Source organism: Paenibacillus sanfengchensis (assembly GCF_036864765.1).
GTDB lineage: Bacteria > Bacillota > Bacilli > Paenibacillales > Paenibacillaceae > Fontibacillus > Fontibacillus sanfengchensis.
This window is the reverse complement of sequence record NZ_JBAGJC010000008.1, coordinates 121,327-141,886: the sequence shown is the minus strand read 5'-3', so window position 1 is coordinate 141,886 and position 20,560 is coordinate 121,327. Positions and strand designations below refer to the sequence as shown.

Here is a 20,560-nt window from a genome sequence, read left to right as displayed (position 1 = left end):
TTTTGCGGCCCAAACACCGCTATACATGGTTTCCGGCGAATTAACGGGAGGTTTTCCAGGTAATTCACCTCTTCAGCCGCATAGGCACCAGATTAACGGGAACAATTCCCGTTAATCTGATCAAAAAGCCGTTTGTCCCTGGCTACTTTCTTCAAAACTCGTCCAAATCAAACCTTTTCAGCTTGGCTGCGCAGCAGAATTTGAACTTCTTGCCGCTGTTGCAGGGACAAGGCTCATATATATTGGACGGAGACAGCTTTTCGGTCAGCGCTTTTCGTAAATCGCTTAAATCCTCGAAAAATTCGATCCCTATGATACACTCCAAATCGTATTTTTCGCAAATTCGGGAGATTTTAGCGGCCTGTTCTTCCGATTTAACGGTTACGATGACCGTTCTGCCGGATTTGGCCGGGCTTGCCGCTGGCCTGCTCTCCGGCTGGGCCTCAGCCTCTTTTCGTGTTTTGGTGATCATCACGTCAAAAGTCCGATGCTTTTCCGGTATCTCTTCCCTCCTGTCCCCCAAGTACATTTCAGCGACCGGATAAAAGGATTCCAACTGATCCGGAATAAGATCGAAATCCATTTCCAAATGCTCGGGCAAAATCCCGCCCTGGTCTTCCGCCAAACCGAAACCGGCTGCGGTCTCTCCATACGGATCCAAAACCGCGATATCCTCCTTAGTCGGCATGATTTCAATGCCGCCAGCGGTTCGCAGATGGATACCTGTCAGGCCCCGCAGTGCCGCAGCCATCATCTGCCTTAAATCGAGGATATCCATTCTTCGATCATATTTGGCGCAGATCAAATGCTTCTTATAGTGGTAGGCCGCTTTCTCGTTTTCACGAATTTGATCCAACAGGAGTCCCAGACTGAAGTGGGATTCGGCTTGAGCCGGATCGGCCTGAAGGGATTTTTCGAAGGCCGCGGCCGCCAGCTCCGGTCTTTTCCCTTGTATATACAGGTTGCCTAAGCGGTTCCACAGGTATCCGTCCTGCTTACGGTCCGGGTCCGCGAGCAAGTCGAGCAGATGCTCTTCCGCATCGGTCACCCATTGAAAAGAGGTTCCGTCGTGAAGGACCGTTTTTCCTCTCCTGAAATTCGGCTGCTCTTCCATGGGGTCGGCCTTCATCCTCAGCAGATAAACCATAAGAAAAAGCGGGTCTTTCACAGTCCAGTTCCCCGCACCATTACAATGCTTGCAGCGAAAGTAACCCGTTGCTTGAAAATATTTGAACATATCTCCATCGTGTGCTGCTGAGTCGGTCGTTATAGATTCCTCGACATCCCGCCCCTGTTGTTCTATATCAAACAAGATCTGTCCAAGATCATACTGGCCTTGTCTGCCGCAGTGACCGCAAATCAGCGTTTGCTTGTTGGGCTCGGAATAAGCTTCAAACTTCTTCCGGTTTCTATTGATGAGCTTGGCTAGGGCTCCAGGAAGATGAGAAGCAGACGGACTGACGGGGATCTCCGACAAAGGTCGATCCGTTAATAATGAAATCAGATTGGGAGAAATTTGCGCACTCGGGGCCGGCACTATATTACATCCTCTCGTTAAAATTATTTGCTCCTGTTTGACTATGTGTTACAGTTCCAACTTATTCTATTCTACTATTTGCGCGTTGAAAAACGAAGTTTCAATGTCATACCTATCAGAGGAAGGAGAGCTTTGCCGACACGTAGAATTTAACGGGAAAACCTCCCGTTAAAATTGCCGCTCTTGACCCTTGAGTCCGATTAACTGGAAAAGCTCCATCTAATTCGCGCCTCGGCCTCAGAAAAACGCCATTTCAAGCGGATTAGCGGGAGGTTTTCCAGGTAATTCGCCTCTGCAGCCGCATAGCCACCAAATTAACGGGAGGTTTTCCAGGTAATTTGAAACAACGAGCTACTGCACTATTCGCAACCGCGGACAGGTCAAACTCTCCCCGTAGGATTATCATGAGAGGTGTTATGAGAACCAATACAAAGATCGACTGGCACCGGAGAGTGGAGGAAGCCATCCTCCGGATCATGAGTGCGCTGGATGAGCCGCTGAATTTTCGCCAAATATCGCATGAGGTCCATGCCTCGCCCTATCATTTTCACCGGAAGTTTCGCGAGCTGACCGGGGAGAATGTGCATGCATGCCTGAAAAGGCTACGGATGGAAAGGGCGATGCACTTCCTCCGCCACTCCTCGGCCGATGTGACAACGATCGCGTTCGACTCGGGCTACGAGACGCCGGAGGCGTTCACCAAGGCATTCAAGCGAATCTATGGCTTAACGCCCAGCGAAGCGAGAAGGCTTCCGTTTTGGAATGGCGCTCTCCACTCCTCCGTGGGTCTGCACTACAGCGAGCATCGGCCAGCCTATTGGTTCTACCTCAATCCTGAAGGAGAGAATGTTATGCAGACAAAAATTGTCGCTTTTGCCTCAAAACGGACCGTCGGCCTGAGAAATGTCGGGGATTACTGGGGATTGCCCCGGGTTTGGGAGCAATTCCACCACACTCTTGGAGAGCATGATCTATATCCGCAAGCCCGGGAAATGATGTCCGTGTTCCCGGATCATGCCGACGACATCCCGGTACAAGACAAAATCTCTTACGCCGCCATGGTCGTAAGCCCTGACTTCGAGAACACCTATGGGTTGGAGGAGTACACGATTCCCGAAGGCCTTTATGCCGTAACCGTTCACTTTGGCTCCTCGGAAGAAATCGGCCCGACCTGGGACCGCTGGGTGCAGGAATGGCTGCCGGACAGCGGGTGGCGGGCGGACCCTTCCAGGCCCAATTACGAGTGGTACCAAAACCACAGCGTTCCCCCCGAATTGCAGCTGACTTTTTTATGTACGCCGGTGGTAAAAATCCAGTTGTAGCGCCAAAAGCCCCCTCAACTTTTTCGTCGAGGGGGCTTGCTTTTCATGAACCCGTCTACAATTTGCCGGTCAAAAACTGGGCTTCTCCCAGCCCGAAGCTCCAGTCGGCCTCTCCGTTCTCGGTGATCGAAATCATGAGGTCCTGCGGAGAAAGCCCGCATTCCGCCTCAAGCCTCTGTGCCAACAGCGCGTACAGCTTCTCTTTCTGCTCCACGGTCCGGGTCTTGCTGACAATGCTGATCAACACCACGTCCCGGCTGCGTGTAAATCCGAGCCCCGTATCCTCAATCACAAGCTCGTAAGGCTCATGTTGATGAACGATTTGGTAACGGTCGCGGACCGGAACGCCAAACGCCTCCACCATCGCTTCATGCGCCGTATCCAAAAGTTTGCGCAGACTCGCTTCATCTCTTCCTTTAATCACATCAAAACGTAATAGCGGCATATATTCGCCCTCCTTCAACATGTCTGTGCTTTACTCTTCTTCGGCAATATGGACGGCAACGCCATGTTCTTCACAATAGGCCGCATATTCCTCCGGCATTCCCCGCGAGGTAATGACCGCATCCACCTTGTCCAGCGGCGAGTAGGTCAGCAGGGTGGAACGGCCGAATTTGGACGCGTCCGCAAGCAGGAAAAGCTGGTTTGCCTTCTCGGCCACCCGCTTCTTGATCTCGTATTCCAACACGTCGGAGTTGGTCAGACCGCTGGCGATGGAGACGCCGGTGGCGGCCATGAAGGCCTTGTTAATGTTGTATTTCTCCAACAAAGGCAACCCGTCGCTCCCGACGAATGACTTCGTGTCCCGCTTGTACATATTGCCCAAAACCAGGAGGGATATATTGTCCAAATGGGACGCGGCGTTAATGACATCCAAGCTGGTGGTCAGGATTGTCAGCTTGGGCAGGCGCGGCAAATATTCGACCAAATTCCGGGTCGTCGTGCCCGAATCAATGAAAATCAGCTCATGTCCCTCCACGAACTCCGCCGCCCGCTTGGCAATCGCCCGTTTCACCGATTTATTGGTCGTATCCCGATTTTCAAAGGGGATCAATCCCTGAGAAAGCGAGGTGACGCCTCCGTATACTTTTTGAATGGTTCCTTTCTCCAGCAGAACTTGAATGTCCCGGCGAATGGTGTTTTTGGAAACTTGAAAATGCTCACACAGCTCATCCAGCGATGTCGTTCCCAGCGAATGAATGTAGTCCTCCAATTCCTGCAAACGTCTCTCTCTCATGGTTATGCTCCGTTCCTTGTTCTAGTAAACTCATAAAAAAAAGATAACACATAACCAAAATGTAATCAACAATTACCTAAGTTGACAATGACTTAATAATTTTATGTTGACACTTAATCATTAAAATAATAATATTTACTCAAAAGATACCCAAAAGGTGAGTATGACTGAACAATCTTTTTAAAGCTATTAACCTGCACCTTACTTATGGGCCCGCTGAAGCAACAGTTCCCGGCACTTCGAGAAAGCGCCTTCACAGGCTGGTCCGAAGAGGGCGTCTTTTTACAAATCATAGAGAGGATGGACATGATGACGGAAATCAGAAGGCTTCGCAACTATGTAAACGGAGCATGGAGAGAGAGCCGCACCGACCGATATGAAAGCGTTGTTAATCCGGCGACCAAAGAAATTATCGCCTACGTTCCCATTTCCACGAAAGAGGACATTGAGGAGGCTGCGGGCGTAGCCGCACAGGCTTTTGAAAACTGGAAGAACGTTCCTGTTCCCCGGCGGGCCAGAATCCTGTTTAATTATCAACAACTGCTCACGGAGCACAAAGACGAATTGGCCCGCCTCATTACTCTGGAGAACGGCAAAAACCTCACCGAGGCCCTGGGCGAAGTGCAGCGCGGGATCGAAAACGTTGAATTCGCGGCAGGCGCCCCTTCATTAATGATGGGTGATTCGCTGGCCTCCATCGCAACCGATGTGGAAGCGGTCAATTACCGTTATCCGGTAGGCGTTGTCGGCGGCATCGCGCCTTTCAACTTCCCGATGATGGTGCCTTGCTGGATGTTCCCGATGGCGATCGCTTTGGGCAACACCTTTATCCTGAAGCCGTCGGAGCGGACGCCGCTGCTGACGGAACGCTTGGCCGAGCTGTTGACGGAAGCCGGGCTGCCGAAAGGCGTCTTTAATGTGGTCTATGGCGCGCATGATGTCGTGAACGGCATCCTGGAGCACCCGGAGATCAAGGCGATTTCGTTTGTCGGGTCCAAGCCGGTCGGCGAATATGTGTACAAAAAAGGCAGCGAGCATCTGAAACGGGTTCAGGCGCTCACCGGGGCCAAAAACCACACCATCGTGCTGAACGACGCCAACCTCGACGAAACGCTTACCAATATCATTTCAGCGGCCTTCGGTTCGGCCGGCGAGCGGTGCATGGCCTGTGCCGTCGTTACGGTGGAAGAAGGCATTGCCGATGAATTCATCCGGCAGCTCAAAGAGCGGGCGCAAAACATCAAGATCGGAAACGGCTTGGAGGACGGGGTTTTCCTGGGACCGGTAATCCGCGAGGACAACCTGAAGCGGACCCAACAATATATCGAAAAAGGGATCGCCGAAGGGGCCGCGCTGGTTTGCGACGGACGGGAGCATGTGACGGATGACGGTTATTTTGTCGGCCCGACGATTTTTGATCATGTGACCACCGACATGACCATTTGGAAGGACGAAATCTTCGCGCCGGTGCTGTCGATTATCCGCGTGAAGAACCTGAAGGAAGCGGTCGAAACCGCCAACCGCTCGGAATTTGCCAACGGGGCCTGCCTGTTCACGAACAACGCCTCGGCCATCCGGTACTTCCGGGAAAATATCGACGCCGGGATGCTCGGCATCAACCTCGGCGTTCCGGCACCGATGGCCTTCTTCCCCTTCTCCGGCTGGAAGTCTTCCTTCTACGGAACGCTTCATGCCAACGGAAAGGACAGCGTGGACTTCTATACGCGGAAGAAAGTGGTCACCGCACGGTATCCTAAGCCTTCATTCGAATAAAAAAGGGGACGAACGACATGCAACAATCCATAGCATCCAAAGCGTACGATGTGATTGCCATCGGGCGCGCCTGCATTGACCTGAACGCGGTGGAGTATAACCGGCCCATGGAAGAAACGCTGACCTTCTCCAAATATGTCGGCGGTTCTCCCGCCAATATCGCGATCGGAAGCGCCAAACTCGGCCTGAAAGCCGGATTCATCGGCAAAATTCCGGATGATCAGCACGGGCGGTTTATCCGAAAATTTATGGAAGGCGCCGGGGTAGACACCTCCCATATGGTCGTCGATCAGGAAGGGCATAAGGCCGGGCTGGCATTTACGGAGATCAAGAGCCCCGAGGAGTGCAGCATTCTGATGTACCGCGAGGGAGCGGCCGATCTATACCTGCGCCCCGAAGAAGTAGACGAGGATTATGTCCGGCAGGCCAAGGCCCTGCTGGTTTCGGGAACGGCACTGGCTCAAAGCCCTTCCCGCGAGGCGGTGTTTCAGGCGATCGCCTATGCGAAACAGCACGAGGTCGAGATCATTTTTGAACTGGATTATCGGGGCTACACATGGAAGTCGCCTCGTGAAACTTCGATTTACTACTCCCTGGTGGCCGAGCAGGCCCAGGTGATTATCGGAACCCGCGACGAGTTCGATATGATGGACAGCTGCAAGGGTAACAATGAACAGACCGTCGGTCATTTGTTCAAACATCAAGCCCGGCTTATCGTCATCAAGCATGGGGTTGACGGCTCCTATGCCTATACGAAGACTGGCGAGGTGTACCGCGGCAAGGCTTACCGAAGCAAAGTGCTCAAAACCTTCGGTGCCGGCGATTCCTACGCTTCGGCTTTCCTTTACGCGCTGATGTCCGGAAAAGATATTCAAACCGCCCTGCAGTATGGCAGTGCTTCCGCCGCTATCGTCGTCAGCAAGCACAGCTCCTCGGAGGCGATGCCGACCGTTTCCGAGATTGAAGCGCTGATCACAGCCCAAGCCGGATTATCCGGCTAAGGGGCGGCGGCGTATCATGGTCGGAGTTTTAGAAAGCGCTTAAACCTTTAAACCTCATTCCAGACAGACTATCTAGGAGGCAACCCCATGCCAATTCTAATTGTAGCCATCGGCGTACTGCTGTTGTTGTTCATGATCATGAAGCTGAAGTTAAACACCTTTATTTCCTTGGTCATTACCTCCGTTATTGTGGCGGTCTGCCTGGGTATGGATTTGTCGCAGATCATCTCCACCGTCGAGAAAGGAATCGGCGGTCAACTCGGCCATCTCGCCCTGGTCTTCGGGATTGGCGCCATGCTGGGCAAGCTGGTGTCCGATGCCGGGGGCGGTTACCGGATTGCCATCACCTTGATCGACCGCTTCGGTAGAAAGCGCATTCAAATTGCAGTTGTGATCGCTTCATTTATTATCGGGATCGCCCTCTTTTTTGAGGTGGGCCTGGTTCTGCTCATTCCGATCGTATATGCCATCGCCAAAGAACTGAAAATGCCGTTCCTGTACCTCGGGATCCCGATGGCGGCGGCGCTTAATGTCACGCATGCCTTCCTGCCGCCTCACCCCGGCCCGACGGCGATCTCGGTCGCCTACAACGCCAATATCGGCCAAGTTTTGCTGCTGGGCATTCTGGTCGGGATTCCGACGACCATTGTGGCCGGCCCGCTGTTCAACAAGTTTGCGATGAAGTTTTTCCCGACCGCCTACGAAAAAGCCGGAAACATCAGCGCGCTTGGCGAGCGGAAGGCGTTCAAGCTTGAGGAAACCCCGGGATTCGGAATCAGCGTGTTGACCTCGCTCTTTCCGGTGATTTTTATGGGGCTGTCCACCCTCTATACGCTGATTTTCCCGGCCGACAATACCCTGAAGGAAATCGTGGTCTTCATCGGGAACCCGGGAACATCCATGCTGATTTCCCTGCTGCTCGCCATTTACACCATGGGACGCTCGCGCGGCATCTCCATGAAGGAAGTGGGCGAATCGCTATCCAAGTCGATTGCCCAAATCGCCATGATGCTGCTGATTATCGGCGGGGGCGGCGCCTTTAAGCAGGTGCTGGTGGATGGAGGCGTCGGGGACTATGTCGCCACCTTGTTCAGCAACTCCAATATGTCGCCGCTGCTGGTCGCCTGGATCATCGCCGCGATTCTCCGGCTGTGTTTAGGCTCGGCCACGGTGGCCGCTTTGACGACCGCCGGTCTGGTAGCGCCTATGATGGTGGCCGGGACGGTAGATCCCGCGCTCATGGTGCTGGCTACGGGCGCAGGCAGCGTCATCGCCTGCCATGTCAATGACGCCGGCTTCTGGATGATCAAGGAATACTTCGGGCTCAGCATGAAGCAGACGTTCCAAACCTGGACCCTGCTGACGACGGTGCTGTCCGTAACCGGACTGGGATGCGTCATGCTTCTAAGCTTGTTCATGTAAGAAAGAGAACCGTGAAGCGGAACACGGCTATCGCTTATGAAATCTAGAAACCGGATAGAGAGGAAGATCAACCATGGCTCTAATCTCCATGACATCCATGCTGAGGAAGGCCCTGGACGGCACATATGCCGTCGGCCAGTTTAACATCAACGGTCTCTTGTGGGTGCAGGCCATTCTGCAAGCGGCCGAAGAAACAAAATCGCCGGTCATTCTGGCGGCGTCGGACCGCCTGATCGATTACCTCGGCGGCTTCAGGACGGTCCAAGCGATGGTCTGCTCCATTATGGAGCAGCAGCAAATCACCGTTCCCGTGGCCCTTCACCTGGATCACGGCTCCTCCGTCTCCCGCTGCAGGCAGGCGATCGACGCGGGATTCAGTTCGGTGATGTACGACGGCTCCCACGGACCTATTGCCGATAATATCCGCAATACGAAAGAGGTCGTCCAATACGCCCATGAACATGGCGTGTCCGTTGAAGCCGAGGTCGGGACGGTCGGCGGCATGGAGGATGGACTCGTCGGCGGTATTTCTTACGCGGATTTGAACGAATGCAAGATGCTGGTGGCGGAGACCGGGGTGGACGCTCTGGCCGCGGCGCTCGGTTCCGTCCACGGCAAATATCAGGGCGAGCCCCAGCTCGGTTTCCGGGAAATGCAGGAGATCGCCGAGGCCGTTCGCATCCCCCTGGTGCTTCACGGCGCCTCCGGCATCCCCGTTCCCCAATTGCGGAGGGCCATCGAGCTCGGGCACGCCAAAGTGAATTACAACACTGAACTGATTACGGCATGGGCCACCTCCGTGCGGACAATGCTGCTGTTCAACCCTTCCGTGGTGGAGCCTAAAGTCATTATGGCGCCCGCCAAGGAAGCTTTGATCTCCAAGGTCAAAGATCTCATGGCCGATCTCGGATCCGTGGGAAAAGTTGAAGCAGGATAGACACTTAAAAAAGCTCAAGCGCTGTTCATGAAACTGAAGCGCTTGAGCTTTTTTCCCGTTGAGATGGGAATCGCTATTCGGCTAACTTATGACCTTCATATTCTCGCCGCCGATCCATTCGCGAAACGCCTGGCAGGATTGCCGATACACCCGTTCCAGCCGTCCCCACCGCGACCTTGCGGCTTCCACGTTCCCATCGCGGGCCAGCCGCTCGATCTCGGCCAGAATCCGCGCCACCTCGACCATTCCCACACTGATGCTCGCCGATTTAATATTGTGGGCGATTTGTTCCAGGGGGCCGGCCATATCTTCTTGTCCATCAAGCACGGCCCGCAGTTCGTCCAGTTTGACCGCCGTATCCGTCAGATACATCTCAAACAGGCCACCCAGCATACTCCGGTCCTGCTCATCCCATGGCGGCGGGGCAATGTCCTCTATCGTTTTCCGATTCAGCAGAATCTCCGCATCGGGAAGGTCTGCCGTCAAGCGATCCGCCGCTTCCTCTCCGCGCACCTCGGGAAGAAACCGCGCCAACACCGCCTGAAGCATCTCCAAATGAACGGGCTTCGTGATATAATCGTCCATCCCGGCCTCCAGGCAGCGCTCCCGGTCCCCCTGCATGGCGTCGGCCGTAATGGAGATGATGGGCACATGCCCTCCCTCCGCTTGTTCGGCCTCCCGAATGCGCCTTGAGGCCTCAAAGCCGTCCAGCACCGGCATTTTATTGTCCATAAGGATGAAGCCCGGTCTGCGCTCACGCCACATCCGGACCGCTTCCTCACCGTCCCCGGCGATCAGAATGCGCTCGAAGCCGAGCTTTTTGAGCTGCAGCGTAGTGATGTGCTGGTTAATCACATTGTCTTCCGCCAGTAAGATCAAAGTGTCCAAATCTTTGCCTTCCATGCGCCGAGGGGGTTGTCCGCTTCCCGGCTTGTCCGTACCGGTCAGCGGCGCCGCGGATTTCTCCAGCCCGATTTCAAACCAAAAGGTGGAGCCTACGTCGGGCATACTCTGGACGCCGATCGTTCCGCCCATCATTTCCACCAACTGCTTGGTGATCGAAAGCCCGAGCCCGGTAGAACTGAACTTCGCCGAAAAGCTGTTGGCGATTTGATAAAACGGCTGAAACAACCGCTCCGCGTTCTCCTTGGAAATCCCGATGCCGGTATCCTTGACCTCAAACCGCAGTCGCTGCCGATTCCCGCTGTCCTCCAGCAAAAACACCCGAATCTCGACCTGTCCCTCGTAAGTAAACTTTACCGCATTCCCCGCCAAATTGAGCAGAATTTGCCGCATCCGGTTCGGGTCGCCCTGAAGGCCGGCCGCCACCTGCGGGTCGATAAACACTTTTATTTCGTTGCGCTGCTCCTCCGCCCGGCTGCCCAGCAGTTTGACCACATTTTCCGCGAGCTCCGGCAGTTCGAAAGGGACTTGATCCAGCTTCATTTGACCGGCCTCAATTTTGGACAAATCCAGGATGTCGTTGATAATATTGAGCAGCAAGTTTCCGGAATCCATAATGATCGAAACCGATTTGTGCTGCTCGTCATCCAACCGCGAATCCGCCAGCAGCTCGGCGGTGGCGATGATGCCGTTCATCGGCGTGCGGATTTCGTGGCTCATGGTCGCCAGGAAGAGGCTTTTGGTTCGATCGGCGCTCTCCGCCTTTTCCTTGGCCGCTTTCAGCTCGATGTTTGTTTTCGCCAGTTTCCGCTGCAGGGAGACCAATTCATTGTTCATGGCGGAGAACTCGTCGAAGGTTCTCATTTCCTGCTCCAGTTTGCGCGCCATCTCCCGGCCCAGCTTCTCGTTCGTTTCGCGCAGCGCCTTTAACTGCTCGTCGCTTACCTTTAACATTTCACGAACAAAGCAGGACGAATCCATAGCCCGGTCCGATGCCACAAGCAGCAGTTGCTCATCCAACATACCGCCGTCGACATAAAAAAGTTCGAGACGTCCTCCCCGTTTAAAATAGATCCGCCCGTTCAAAACCGGCTGACCGTTTTGGGCCTGCTCCACTAAACCGCTAAACGCGGAATCCTTCGACTCGTCCATCATCGCGAAAATACTCGTTCCGATCAGGCTGCTTCCGGACCTTTCAAACAGGCCGAAGTCATCCCGGTTGATCTTGATGATTGTGCCGGAAACGGTGCATAGCAGCGAAGTGATGCACTCCTCTCGTTCCATCCGTATCAAGCCTCCTCGCCTAATTCGGCAGACTCCCGGCCACCGAGCAGCCCGTACGCTGCCTCGATCGCCGTTCTTGCATCCCTGGCATAGCCGTCGGCACCGACGCTGCGCCAAAGCTCCGGGTCGATGTTGAAGGGCATGCCGCCGACCAATATTTTGACCTTCCGGCATGCTTCAGCTTCATTGACCCGGATCTCTCCGATCAACTTCCGGACAAGGCTCACATGATAAGTCAGGGTCGCCGACAGAGCCAGTACATCCGCCTTCCTTTCGATGACCGTACGGATCACCGAAGCGAAAGGCACGTTCGCACCGATATAGAACGTTTCCCAGCCGTTTAATTCAAAGATGTCGGACACCATACGCAGTCCGATCTCGTGCAACTCCTCACCGACGCAGGCGGCAACCAGCCGATACCCGCGCCGCGAAGAAGTAAAAATATAAGGGTAAAGCTGTGACATAATCGCCTGTGTCGCGGCCGTAAAATAATGCTCCTGCGCCACCGAGATCCGGTTTAGCTGCCACAGCCTGCCAATCTCATACTGAGCGGGTTGAAAAATTATCCTATTCCTGCCAATCAGTATACTATAGTGCCGAAAGCCGCAAAAGTGCATCCTGCCCTAGGAAGAGGACTAATGAAAGCGCATGAACGAGGATAAGAGCGATACGCCGGCGAAATTAGCTAAAAAACGGACGCAAAAAACACCATGAGGGTGTCATGGTGTCTTTTGCCCCAAAATCAATTTACTTTATAGTGCAGCAAATCTCTGCCGGCCCCGGCACCTCCCAAGGTCGCCACTTTTTTGGGGCTCGTACCGCCCTGCTTCGTCACAAACACTTCGTTGGCCACGGAATATGCCACATAATCGCCTATAGGCTCCACATTTTTGATCCGTACCCAACCGTAATCAAACCCCAGGGGAATATTGACCAGCAGCTTTTTCTTGCCGGTCTTGAGATCCGCCAGGTACAGTTGCTGATTCGACTTGCCGGGATGCTGTTCTTCCGTAAAGTAAAGTTTGCCTTGTTCCGCCGCGAAAATGTCCACGCCATCGGTACGAAGCTTGCAAATCGCCCGTTTACCGGTACCGTCCAGGTTCATTTCGCGCAGTGCCTTGGAGCGGTTATCCAGATAATAAATTTTGTTGTTGGCAATATATATCTTGGCTACATCAGCGTCGCCCGACAGCTTGTTCTTATGGGTGCCGTTCAGCGTCATCCGGTAGAGGGCCCAGCGATTATTTTCGTAGTATTGATAATAGATCCAGCCGTTGTTGACATGTTTGATATAAGAATCATTTGAGGACAGTTTCGTTTTCTTGCCGTTCGACAGTTTATAAATCGCATAATCCCCGTCTACATCCGTAAACCAGACCTCATTGTTCCGGATATACGTTCCTTCTATTGAATGGAGCTGTCCTTTCGCCAAGGTCTTCCGGTCGGACATATTCTTTTCATTTACCCTGACGATATAACCTTTGGCATTGTAATACTGGTAGCCGTCCTGCGCAAACTGTAGATACATGCCGGCGTTGGGATCGAAATCATAGTTTTCCGCCTCGCCGTCCATCCCGATCTTCTGAACTCGATACGCGTCAAAAACGGACCCGGCGGTATAAAAATAACCGTCACTTTCCGCCACAGGAGTGATCATACGCGGCGTTCCCTCAGAGTTCACGTCCTTGCTCTCAATTGTCCCGTCCGGGTAGACGGTCAGGATCTCCCGCCCCCCAGTGTAAACCACCTTCGGCAGCGAGCCCTGCTTTTGCTCCGCGGATCCGTCCTGCGTGGAGCTGTCTCCCCCCGCGACAGTCTCCTGGGTTCCGCCTCCAGCGTTTTCCTCCGCCGCTGCGGGAAGCGCGCTCAAGCAGACGCAGAGCATGATCGCGATAAGGCAAAATTTTTTGAACAACTATCAATTCCCTCCTTTAATATGGGTGTTATTCCCACCCTCCATGATACACCCTTGTCATTTCGAGCAAAAGGAAAAAAATCCTCCCTATACAGGTTGAACTAAAAAATTGGAGTTGGGCAAGGATGTGATAGGGTTTCGGAACTGCGTTGTCAACATCCACAATTGTAGATATAGAGTCCCACCGTCGGAATCTACGTCATTAACGGGAAAATATCCTGTTAATGTACCGCTCTTGGCTTTTCAATCAGATTTAGCTGGAAAAGCTCCATCTATTTCGCGGCCCTATTGCCCAAATACACCATTTCAGGCGAATTAACGGGAGTTTTTCCAGCTAATTCGCCTCTGCAGCCGCATACGTACCAAATTAACGGGAAGAACTCCCTTTAATTCAAACCAAACATTCAGGTGCAGTTCAAGAGTGTAAAAAAACCTTTACACCGCTGTCTAATATGCAAATCAATAGTTCAACCTAATATAGCGGCTTAGGAAAACTCCTGTCCTGGTTCATGCAAAATTTGTAACTTTCTGAATGATAACAACCTGCTATAATACTAGACAAATTTAGACATTTTCCACAATTTGGAGATCTCTATGAGGAGTTTAAGTAAAGAGATCGCTCAAAAAATTATAACCAACGAATTAAGTCCGGAAGCCTTAAAACGCCTATTTCCCGAATATCAAAAGGAGGTGTTGGATGAACTGAGGAAGCTGAGAAATCAGAATGCCTCGGATTTTGCGGATTCGGTTATTGCTAAGTATACAGCGCTAGCCAAAATGGCCAGCCAACAGATTCACAAAAGCGGAATGAATGAAAAAACCGTTCGGGCCTTCCTTCACCATGTGATCAAAGCCAGACTGGCCATCTCCTACATGGAACAATTAAGCTTCGCCGCCACCTTGGAGCAGCTTTCCGGTACCTTGAGATTTAACCTATGGGATGGGACGCTGCTGCAGAAGCTGTTATTTAAACAAGGGTTTGAGCGAAAACCGGTCTCCCTCCGGCTATTCCATACTCCTGGCCGGTGCCCCGAAACCCATATGAAAAGCATGTCTTTCAAACGAAATCCGGCGAAATCTACATTGTAATCGGAACCAGAAATCCGGCGGTCACGGGAGATTTCGAGGCTTATGCAGATGCCAAAAGCTTCACGATGGAGTTGAACGAACGGCTATCTTCTTTCCTTCTGCCCCCATCCGGGGAAAATGCAGTCTATATTTTCCGAAGACAGTAAAAGGACCCTAAACGGCCAAAAGACCTGAAATCCCAAAAGCGGATTCTTAGCTATCTGTCGCGGTAATTAAGGGAAAACAGCGCACTCTGCAAATTTTGCAGTGAATACCGTTTAACGGAAATCATAGCCGCTATTTCTCTAAAAAACGCTTTTTGGAAATTTTAACGGACGTAATAGCGCCTATTTCCCTGGATTGTCCTAGAAAAGACCGCCACAGAGCCAAATAGGCGCTACTGCTTCCGTTAAAATATGACTTCTGCCGCATATGCCGAAATAGCGGCTGCTATTTCCGTTAGAACGAGTTAAGGCGCCACCGGTCGAAGCCCATCTCAATCAAAAAATCCCCAACCTGTATCGGTTGGGGGTCCCCGCTCTACACTATCGTACTCGCCCTCACTTTATCCCAGCTTCTGACCGCAATTGGGGCAAAAATTCGCCCCCTCGTTCTTCGTGCCGCAGTTCGGGCAGAAGTTGGGACGGGCGGCGGCATTTCCCGCAGCGCCCGCGATCGTATTCGGATGTTGCCCCGCGGCCGGGTTCTGGCTCAGGTTTTTCATCATCTCGCCGGCCAGGTTCATGCCCATCATCATCCCCGCCATATCCGCGGCCGCGCCGCCGCCCTGCACTCTTCCGGAAGCGATGCCGTCCGTCATGCTGACCTGCTGGTATTGGGTCAGGTTGCCGATCATCCCCTGGGAGGCGACCTTGGTGATCATATCCTGAATTTCCTGCGGATAATTGAAACTCATCACCTGGAACCCGGTAATGGTCAGCCCGTCGCCTATCACCTCCATGTCCAGGTCTTCACGAATGCCGCGCGCGATTTCCATGCTGTTGGCCTGAAGATTGAACATATCCTTGCCCTCCCGGCCAATCCACTTCATGAGCAATTGGTTCAGTGCCGAAGTAATCCGGATTTTCACGTCTTCCACCAGGTAAGTTTGCTTGACGCCGGCCACCTTGTCGATCAATGTCACATAGTCGTTCACTTTAAAATTGAACGTCCCATTGGCGCGGATCGGCATTCCGCCAGGAAGCTGGGGCGTCGGGATCAGGATCGGGTTTTGCGTCCCCCATTTCACGGTGAACTCCTTGGTGTTGACGAACAGCACTTCCACCCGCATCCCGCTGTTAAACATGAACTTGAACCCTTTTAATGTCGATAAAAAAGGGATGATGTCCGACTCGATCTGAAATTCGCCCTCATCTTTAAAAATCCCCTCGATCTTGCCGTTGTTGATAAAGATGGCGTCCTGGCCGGGACGAATGATCAATTTGCTTCCTTTTTTGATTTCGGGGTTATTCCACTTCCAGAAAATCATATCATCGCGAAACTCTTCCCATTCCACGACATTCGAAAATTGATTTCTAAAAAAACTCATTCTCCTCATCCCTTTCGCTAAAATGATCCCCGGCTGCCGCTGTGCGAATGACCGCCGCTTGTGGTGCCGCCTCCGCCGCCCGAGCTGCTGCTGCTTTTCTCGATTTTCCGTTTCGTCACCGTTGTCCGGATATACCGGTCTTCGCGCTGAAGCACGCCCGAGTTCCCGGCGTCTTCGTAAGTACCGCCGTTCACCGTCACGCGGCCGCCCGAGCGATAAACCATCATGCCGACGGCGATACCGCCGATCGCCAACGCCGCGCCCAATTGGAACCAGAGGCTGAACAATATATTGTCCGGATTGACGCCCGGCTTATATTTCATATACCGGTCCACCGTTTTTATAAAGGTTTCGAACGCCTGCCGATACTCCCCTGCCGACAACAAAGGCGCGATTTTTTCCCGAATCCGGTCCAGCCGTTCATCATCAAAATATTCCTCGCCCTTATAGAATCCGGCCAAATAAATGTCCCGGTTTCTCATATCCATGGTCAGCATGACTGTATTTCCATGGGCTTTATCATATCCCGGGGCCTCTTTATCGTAAAAATCCTCGGTGATTTTCACAACATCCTGATTCTCCGGATTTTCGGTCGTAAGAATGATAATTTCGATCTCATGTTTGGCCCCGTACTCCCTCGCCATGGCGTCCAGCTCATCGGAGTCGGCCTGGTCCAACAAATGGGCATCGTCATAAATCAGTCTTTTTATATCCGCAGACGCTACCGCCTTCTGGGCCATCCCGGGAACGATGAAGCAAAAAACAATCAGCCCTATCGCGGCTGCAAGCCAAATTCGCTTAATCCCCTTGTTCACAGAAATCCTCCCCCCATCATCCAGGCCACCAGCTTCAACGACAGGAAGGAGATGCCGGAAATCCCGGCAAACCATGCCGCCACCTTCGCCTTGCTGATCGGGGGCTTGCCGACGACCTTGCCCGTCTGCCCGTTCATGGCAAAGACATACGGCTTCCGGTTGTAGTCGTAATAGACCATCCAGACCGGAAGCAGGACGTAATCGGCCCGTTTTACCTGCGTACGGATCTGTTTTTCGGAGAGGTCCACCGACGTATATCCCGAAACGGTCGAGGCAATATACGATTCCATGTAAGGCGCCGTCTTTTCCTTGGCCCGCGGGGTGAGGTCCTCATCGGTATAACTGTATTTTTCGGCTATGTATCCGGCCAGATAGGGAGTCTTGAAAGGCTTGAGCCGGTCGTAAGGAAAAGGCTCCAATTTATCCATCAGCTCATCGTTCATCTTCGCCGAGGCGTCGATCGGCAGGCGGACGTAATCAAGGCGGATTTTTCGGTAAATCTCGTAATGCTCCGTTTCCGTATATCTGTAGTCTCCTCTGGTGTAGCTTCTCACCTTTGTCCCGTGGCCTTGGACATCGATGTCGTTATGCAGATCATACAGCCAAAACGGAACATAGACGCCCGTAATGCCCTGAACCCGATCCGCGGTCATAAAGCCCTTCGGGGTGAGCCGCCCTTTCCGGCACCACTTCTTGAAGGCGGCCATCGCCTCCTCCTTGCTTACGGCAAAAGGGATCACCTGCGCCGGGGCCAGCTTCCCGGTCAAGCGGTCGCTGAGCACCACGGCCGAACCGCAGAAAGAACAGCGGGTTGCGCTCGTCTCCGGCTCGGTAACGATCACGGCCCCGCAGCTCTCGCAGTGATACTCCCTCACCTCGTCCTCCGTGAACACCTGCTGCTTCAGCGGATCGGGAATCTGCCCGATATCGTCTTTTCTGCCGCAGCTTGGACAGGACAACATCCCCGTCCCGCTGTCAAAACCCATGCCGCCGCCGCAGTTCGGACATTTGTATTCAATCACCGGCATTTGCCTCACCTCAATCATCAGGAAGAAATCAGGATTCCTTCTTGTTCATTCTCGCTTTGATCGCCGCAAGCTCGTCTTCGGGGTTCATTTCCGCCTTGCCCCCGGCCCGGACAATCGTCTTCGGCCCTCCGGGCACTGACGCTTCCGTCCCCTGTTCCAATTGCGCGATCAGTTCATCCAGATCGTCCTCCCGCGTCCCCGCCCGCAGCTCGGCCAGCGCCTCCGCTTCGTTCAGAGCCTGGTCTGCCTTGGTCTCCAGCGCGCGAAGGGCCTCGCCCGCTCCGCCGGAGCCGTCTTTCCGCCGCAGCGTCTCGGCTTCCGCCAGCCTTGCGCGCAATTCGGTGCGCCGCGCCTCCAGTTTGCTTACATCCGCGGCAAGCTTATCCTGCATTTGCTTCATCTTTGCCGCGTGATCGGCCGCCTGGTCATAGGCCGACTGCAATCCGTGAAGCCTTTCCGCCCGCTCGACCTTGCGCTCCAGAAACTTCAACGCTCCCGATTCGTCGCCCGACGCCACCGCTTTCTCCGCGTACCGCTGCAACTTGCGCACCTCTTCGGCGCACTCCTCCAGCTCCCCCTTTGCCCGGCCTTCTTCCGCCAGCACCGAGGCCGTTTCCGCTTTAATCTGTCCCAAATCGCGGTTCATTTGGCGCAGGCATGCCTCGACCGTTTTCTCCGGATCCTCCGATCTCTCCAGCAAACCGCCAATATTCGCCGTCATCACGTCCCGAAACCTCGACAAAATCCCCATATCCGTCCCTCCTTCGATGATTAGTTTATTTAATAATACAACAAATGGACGAGATTGGTTTCAAACGAGGGGATAAAAGAAGAGCCCCATTTCTGTCCGCCGCTTGTCCAGCAATTGACCGTTAGCTTGATTTTGGCCTTGCTATCCTTAGGTTGTACAGATCTTGCCGTATCTGTAAACCGAAAAAAATACGGATGGGAGACTAATCTATGGAAAACGAACAAAAAAAGACAAACTGTTACATTATCGATCCTTCGGCATGGGGGCTTCGGACGGATGGCACCGATGCCTTGAAAACAACGGACGGGCTGAACCAAGCGATCGCCTATGCAAAGAATGCCGGGTATCCCGAAGTTTTCATTCCGAAAGGAACCTATTTGATTCAAGGTGTCGGAACCGCCTATCCGACGTCCCCGGAGAAAGGTGCGGGGATCCACGTACCGTCCCACATGAAGCTTGCCCTGGATCACGAGGCGGAGTTGAAGGTCGAACCGAACAGTTCCAAGGGGTATTCCTGCATTTATCTTCGCAAAGTGGAGAATGTCACGATTTCAGGCGGAATCATTACGGGCGACCTGGACCAGCATGATTTCAGCAAGCTTCCCAAATCGTCACAAGAATGGGGGCTGGGGATTTATGTACACGGAGGCAAAAACATCGTGATCGAAAACATGAAGATCCGCAAATGCACCGGGGACTGTATTTTACTCGGTCCGGTGGGCCTCTTGGGGGTGGACCCCGACTATGACAAGCCGGAGAAGGTATCCATCCGAAATTGCTCGCTGGACGGAGCGCGCCGGAACAATATTTCGATTACGGGCGGGGAAGGCGTCTTTGTCGAAAATAATGAAATTACGAACGCGGGCACCGTAAAAGGCACCAAGCCATGGGCCGGTATCGATATCGAAGGATACGGTGAAGGCGATATCGATTACGAGGAGCCGCGAAAAGTCGTGGTCCGGGGGAATGTATTTCGCGGCAACGCCGAATCGTCCATACTGAGCTTTAACGGTTACGAAGTGATCATTGACGGCAACCATGCCGACAATACGATTTCCTACGGCAACGGCACGGATACCGTCATCAGCAACAATGTGCTGCTGCGGACGGATAACGCCAGAGTCGCCATTGCCGGACAGAAGGTGTCGAACGGACTCGACGGGAACAACGTAACGATTGTCGGTAACAGCATCAAAGGCTTCAGCAGCGGCATCGACGCCCGCGGGAAAGACGTCGTCGTTACGGGAAATACGATTTCCCATTTGGGCAACACGAGCGGTACGGGCATCGGCGTATGGGATGCGGAAAATGTACTGGTTGCGGATAATGCCGTTCACCGCAGCCAAGGCCTGGCATACAAGGTTGACAACAGCAAGGATGTTCAACTTTTGAACAACAAGGCCTACCAGTCGGACAGGTACGGCATGGAGGTGGACAAGTCCCAGGAAGTCGTTTTGCGGGGGAATGTATTCAGCCGGTGCAAGGGCGGCATTCAAATCACGAACCGCGGAACAGGCACGCAGGTGTTGGCGGAAGGCAATCATATCGATTGCACCGGTTATACGGGACAGTCGGCGTACACGATCAGCTTCGATAAAAACAGCGATGTCGCCATCAAATCCAACTATATCCGCGGGGCCCGCAATATCGCCATTTACGGAGCCAGCGCCGCCGAAAGAAGCGTCAAGATCACGGACAACGAGATTGCGGACAGCACAGGCGTAACGGCGGCGATTCAACTGGACGGGGGAGAGCGCGGCGAAATTGCCGGTAACCGGATCACCTACAATAGAACGGCGGACGGCGGTTACGGCATCCTATTGTTGAACACCATGGATGCCCTCGTCGCGCAAAATTCGATTGGATCCAGATCGAATTTTGCCTTATCCGGCTCGATCGTCACAGAGAAGTCGCAGTCCACCAAAGTAGTGAACAATCTGGCGTTCAAGGGCAGTTTGAAATTGAATGAAAAGACGGATCTCAATACCGGCAATACGGTGATTGAGTAAAGACATACC

Annotated in this window: 17 protein-coding genes and 1 pseudogene; 7 read left to right on the top strand and 11 right to left on the bottom strand. The window is 53.3% G+C overall.

What is annotated here, in order from left to right; genetic code table 11:
- Positions 1-151 precede the first annotated feature (151 nt).
- A complete protein-coding gene (locus tag V4U84_RS18010; RefSeq protein ID WP_334074205.1) occupies positions 152-1,537 on the bottom strand; it encodes an SEC-C metal-binding domain-containing protein in 1,386 nt (461 codons plus the stop codon).
- 416 nt (positions 1,538-1,953) lie between these two features.
- Here V4U84_RS18010 and V4U84_RS18005 point away from each other — a divergent pair, with 416 nt between their 5' ends.
- The gene (locus V4U84_RS18005; RefSeq protein ID WP_334074204.1) at positions 1,954-2,859 is read left to right on the top strand and encodes an AraC family transcriptional regulator; all 906 of its coding nucleotides are present in this window, start codon (positions 1,954-1,956) and stop codon (positions 2,857-2,859) included.
- 55 nt (positions 2,860-2,914) lie between these two features.
- Here V4U84_RS18005 and V4U84_RS18000 read toward each other — a convergent pair whose 3' ends face one another.
- Positions 2,915-3,304: a tautomerase family protein gene (locus V4U84_RS18000; RefSeq protein ID WP_334074203.1), complete on the bottom strand. Its 390-nt coding sequence runs from the start codon at positions 3,302-3,304 to the stop codon at positions 2,915-2,917.
- A 30-nt stretch (positions 3,305-3,334) separates the two neighbouring features.
- Complete coding sequence (locus tag V4U84_RS17995) at positions 3,335-4,096, bottom strand: DeoR/GlpR family DNA-binding transcription regulator (RefSeq protein ID WP_334074202.1); 762 nt, start codon at positions 4,094-4,096, stop codon at positions 3,335-3,337.
- 309 nt (positions 4,097-4,405) lie between these two features.
- Between V4U84_RS17995 and iolA the strand changes: the two genes are divergently transcribed.
- From iolA to fba, 4 genes are all read left to right on the top strand, one after another.
- The gene (gene iolA, locus V4U84_RS17990; protein WP_334074366.1) at positions 4,406-5,869 is read left to right on the top strand and encodes a methylmalonate-semialdehyde dehydrogenase; all 1,464 of its coding nucleotides are present in this window, start codon (positions 4,406-4,408) and stop codon (positions 5,867-5,869) included.
- Positions 5,870-5,886: 17 nt separating this feature from the next.
- Positions 5,887-6,870 (top strand): 5-dehydro-2-deoxygluconokinase, encoded by a 984-nt coding sequence (iolC, locus tag V4U84_RS17985; RefSeq protein WP_334074201.1) that lies wholly within the window; start codon positions 5,887-5,889, stop codon positions 6,868-6,870.
- A gap of 87 nt (positions 6,871-6,957) precedes the next feature.
- Positions 6,958-8,292 carry a gluconate:H+ symporter gene (locus tag V4U84_RS17980; RefSeq protein WP_334074200.1) on the top strand — a complete coding sequence of 445 codons (1,335 nt, stop codon included), beginning with the start codon at positions 6,958-6,960 and terminating at the stop codon, positions 8,290-8,292.
- Between the two features lie 73 nt (positions 8,293-8,365).
- A complete protein-coding gene (gene fba, locus V4U84_RS17975) occupies positions 8,366-9,229 on the top strand; it encodes a class II fructose-1,6-bisphosphate aldolase (protein ID WP_334074199.1) in 864 nt (287 codons plus the stop codon).
- A gap of 81 nt (positions 9,230-9,310) precedes the next feature.
- On the opposite strand, the gene V4U84_RS17970 is transcribed toward fba, so the two are convergent.
- From V4U84_RS17970 to V4U84_RS17955, 4 genes and pseudogenes are all read right to left on the bottom strand, one after another.
- The gene (locus V4U84_RS17970; RefSeq protein WP_334077635.1) at positions 9,311-11,416 is read right to left on the bottom strand and encodes an ATP-binding protein; all 2,106 of its coding nucleotides are present in this window, start codon (positions 11,414-11,416) and stop codon (positions 9,311-9,313) included.
- A gap of 5 nt (positions 11,417-11,421) precedes the next feature.
- Complete coding sequence (locus V4U84_RS17965) at positions 11,422-11,880, bottom strand: cobalamin B12-binding domain-containing protein (protein ID WP_334077691.1); 459 nt, start codon at positions 11,878-11,880, stop codon at positions 11,422-11,424.
- Positions 11,881-12,033 (bottom strand): annotated as a pseudogene (locus V4U84_RS17960) (B12-binding domain-containing protein); the annotation flags it as partial.
- Between the two features lie 125 nt (positions 12,034-12,158).
- A complete protein-coding gene (locus V4U84_RS17955) occupies positions 12,159-13,331 on the bottom strand; it encodes a DUF5050 domain-containing protein (protein WP_334074196.1) in 1,173 nt (390 codons plus the stop codon).
- A gap of 594 nt (positions 13,332-13,925) precedes the next feature.
- On the opposite strand from V4U84_RS17955, the gene V4U84_RS17950 reads away from it, so the two are divergent.
- Positions 13,926-14,420, top strand: coding sequence for a hypothetical protein (locus V4U84_RS17950; RefSeq protein ID WP_334077634.1), 495 nt, complete (start codon positions 13,926-13,928; stop codon positions 14,418-14,420).
- Between the two features lie 544 nt (positions 14,421-14,964).
- On the opposite strand, the gene V4U84_RS17945 is transcribed toward V4U84_RS17950, so the two are convergent.
- The 4 genes from V4U84_RS17945 to V4U84_RS17930 are packed head-to-tail and all read right to left on the bottom strand — an operon-like array spanning position 14,965 to position 18,542.
- Entirely contained in the window at positions 14,965-15,948 is a 984-nt protein-coding gene (locus tag V4U84_RS17945; RefSeq protein ID WP_334074194.1) for an SPFH domain-containing protein, read from the bottom strand.
- Between the two features lie 17 nt (positions 15,949-15,965).
- Entirely contained in the window at positions 15,966-16,751 is a 786-nt protein-coding gene (locus V4U84_RS17940; RefSeq protein ID WP_416367269.1) for a TPM domain-containing protein, read from the bottom strand.
- 8 nt (positions 16,752-16,759) lie between these two features.
- Positions 16,760-17,791, bottom strand: a complete 1,032-nt coding sequence (locus tag V4U84_RS17935; protein ID WP_334074364.1) for a TFIIB-type zinc ribbon-containing protein — start codon at positions 17,789-17,791, stop codon at positions 16,760-16,762.
- A 28-nt stretch (positions 17,792-17,819) separates the two neighbouring features.
- The gene (locus V4U84_RS17930; RefSeq protein WP_334074193.1) at positions 17,820-18,542 is read right to left on the bottom strand and encodes a PspA/IM30 family protein; all 723 of its coding nucleotides are present in this window, start codon (positions 18,540-18,542) and stop codon (positions 17,820-17,822) included.
- A 209-nt stretch (positions 18,543-18,751) separates the two neighbouring features.
- Between V4U84_RS17930 and V4U84_RS17925 the strand changes: the two genes are divergently transcribed.
- Positions 18,752-20,551 (top strand): right-handed parallel beta-helix repeat-containing protein, encoded by a 1,800-nt coding sequence (locus V4U84_RS17925; protein WP_334077633.1) that lies wholly within the window; start codon positions 18,752-18,754, stop codon positions 20,549-20,551.
- Positions 20,552-20,560 lie beyond the last annotated feature (9 nt).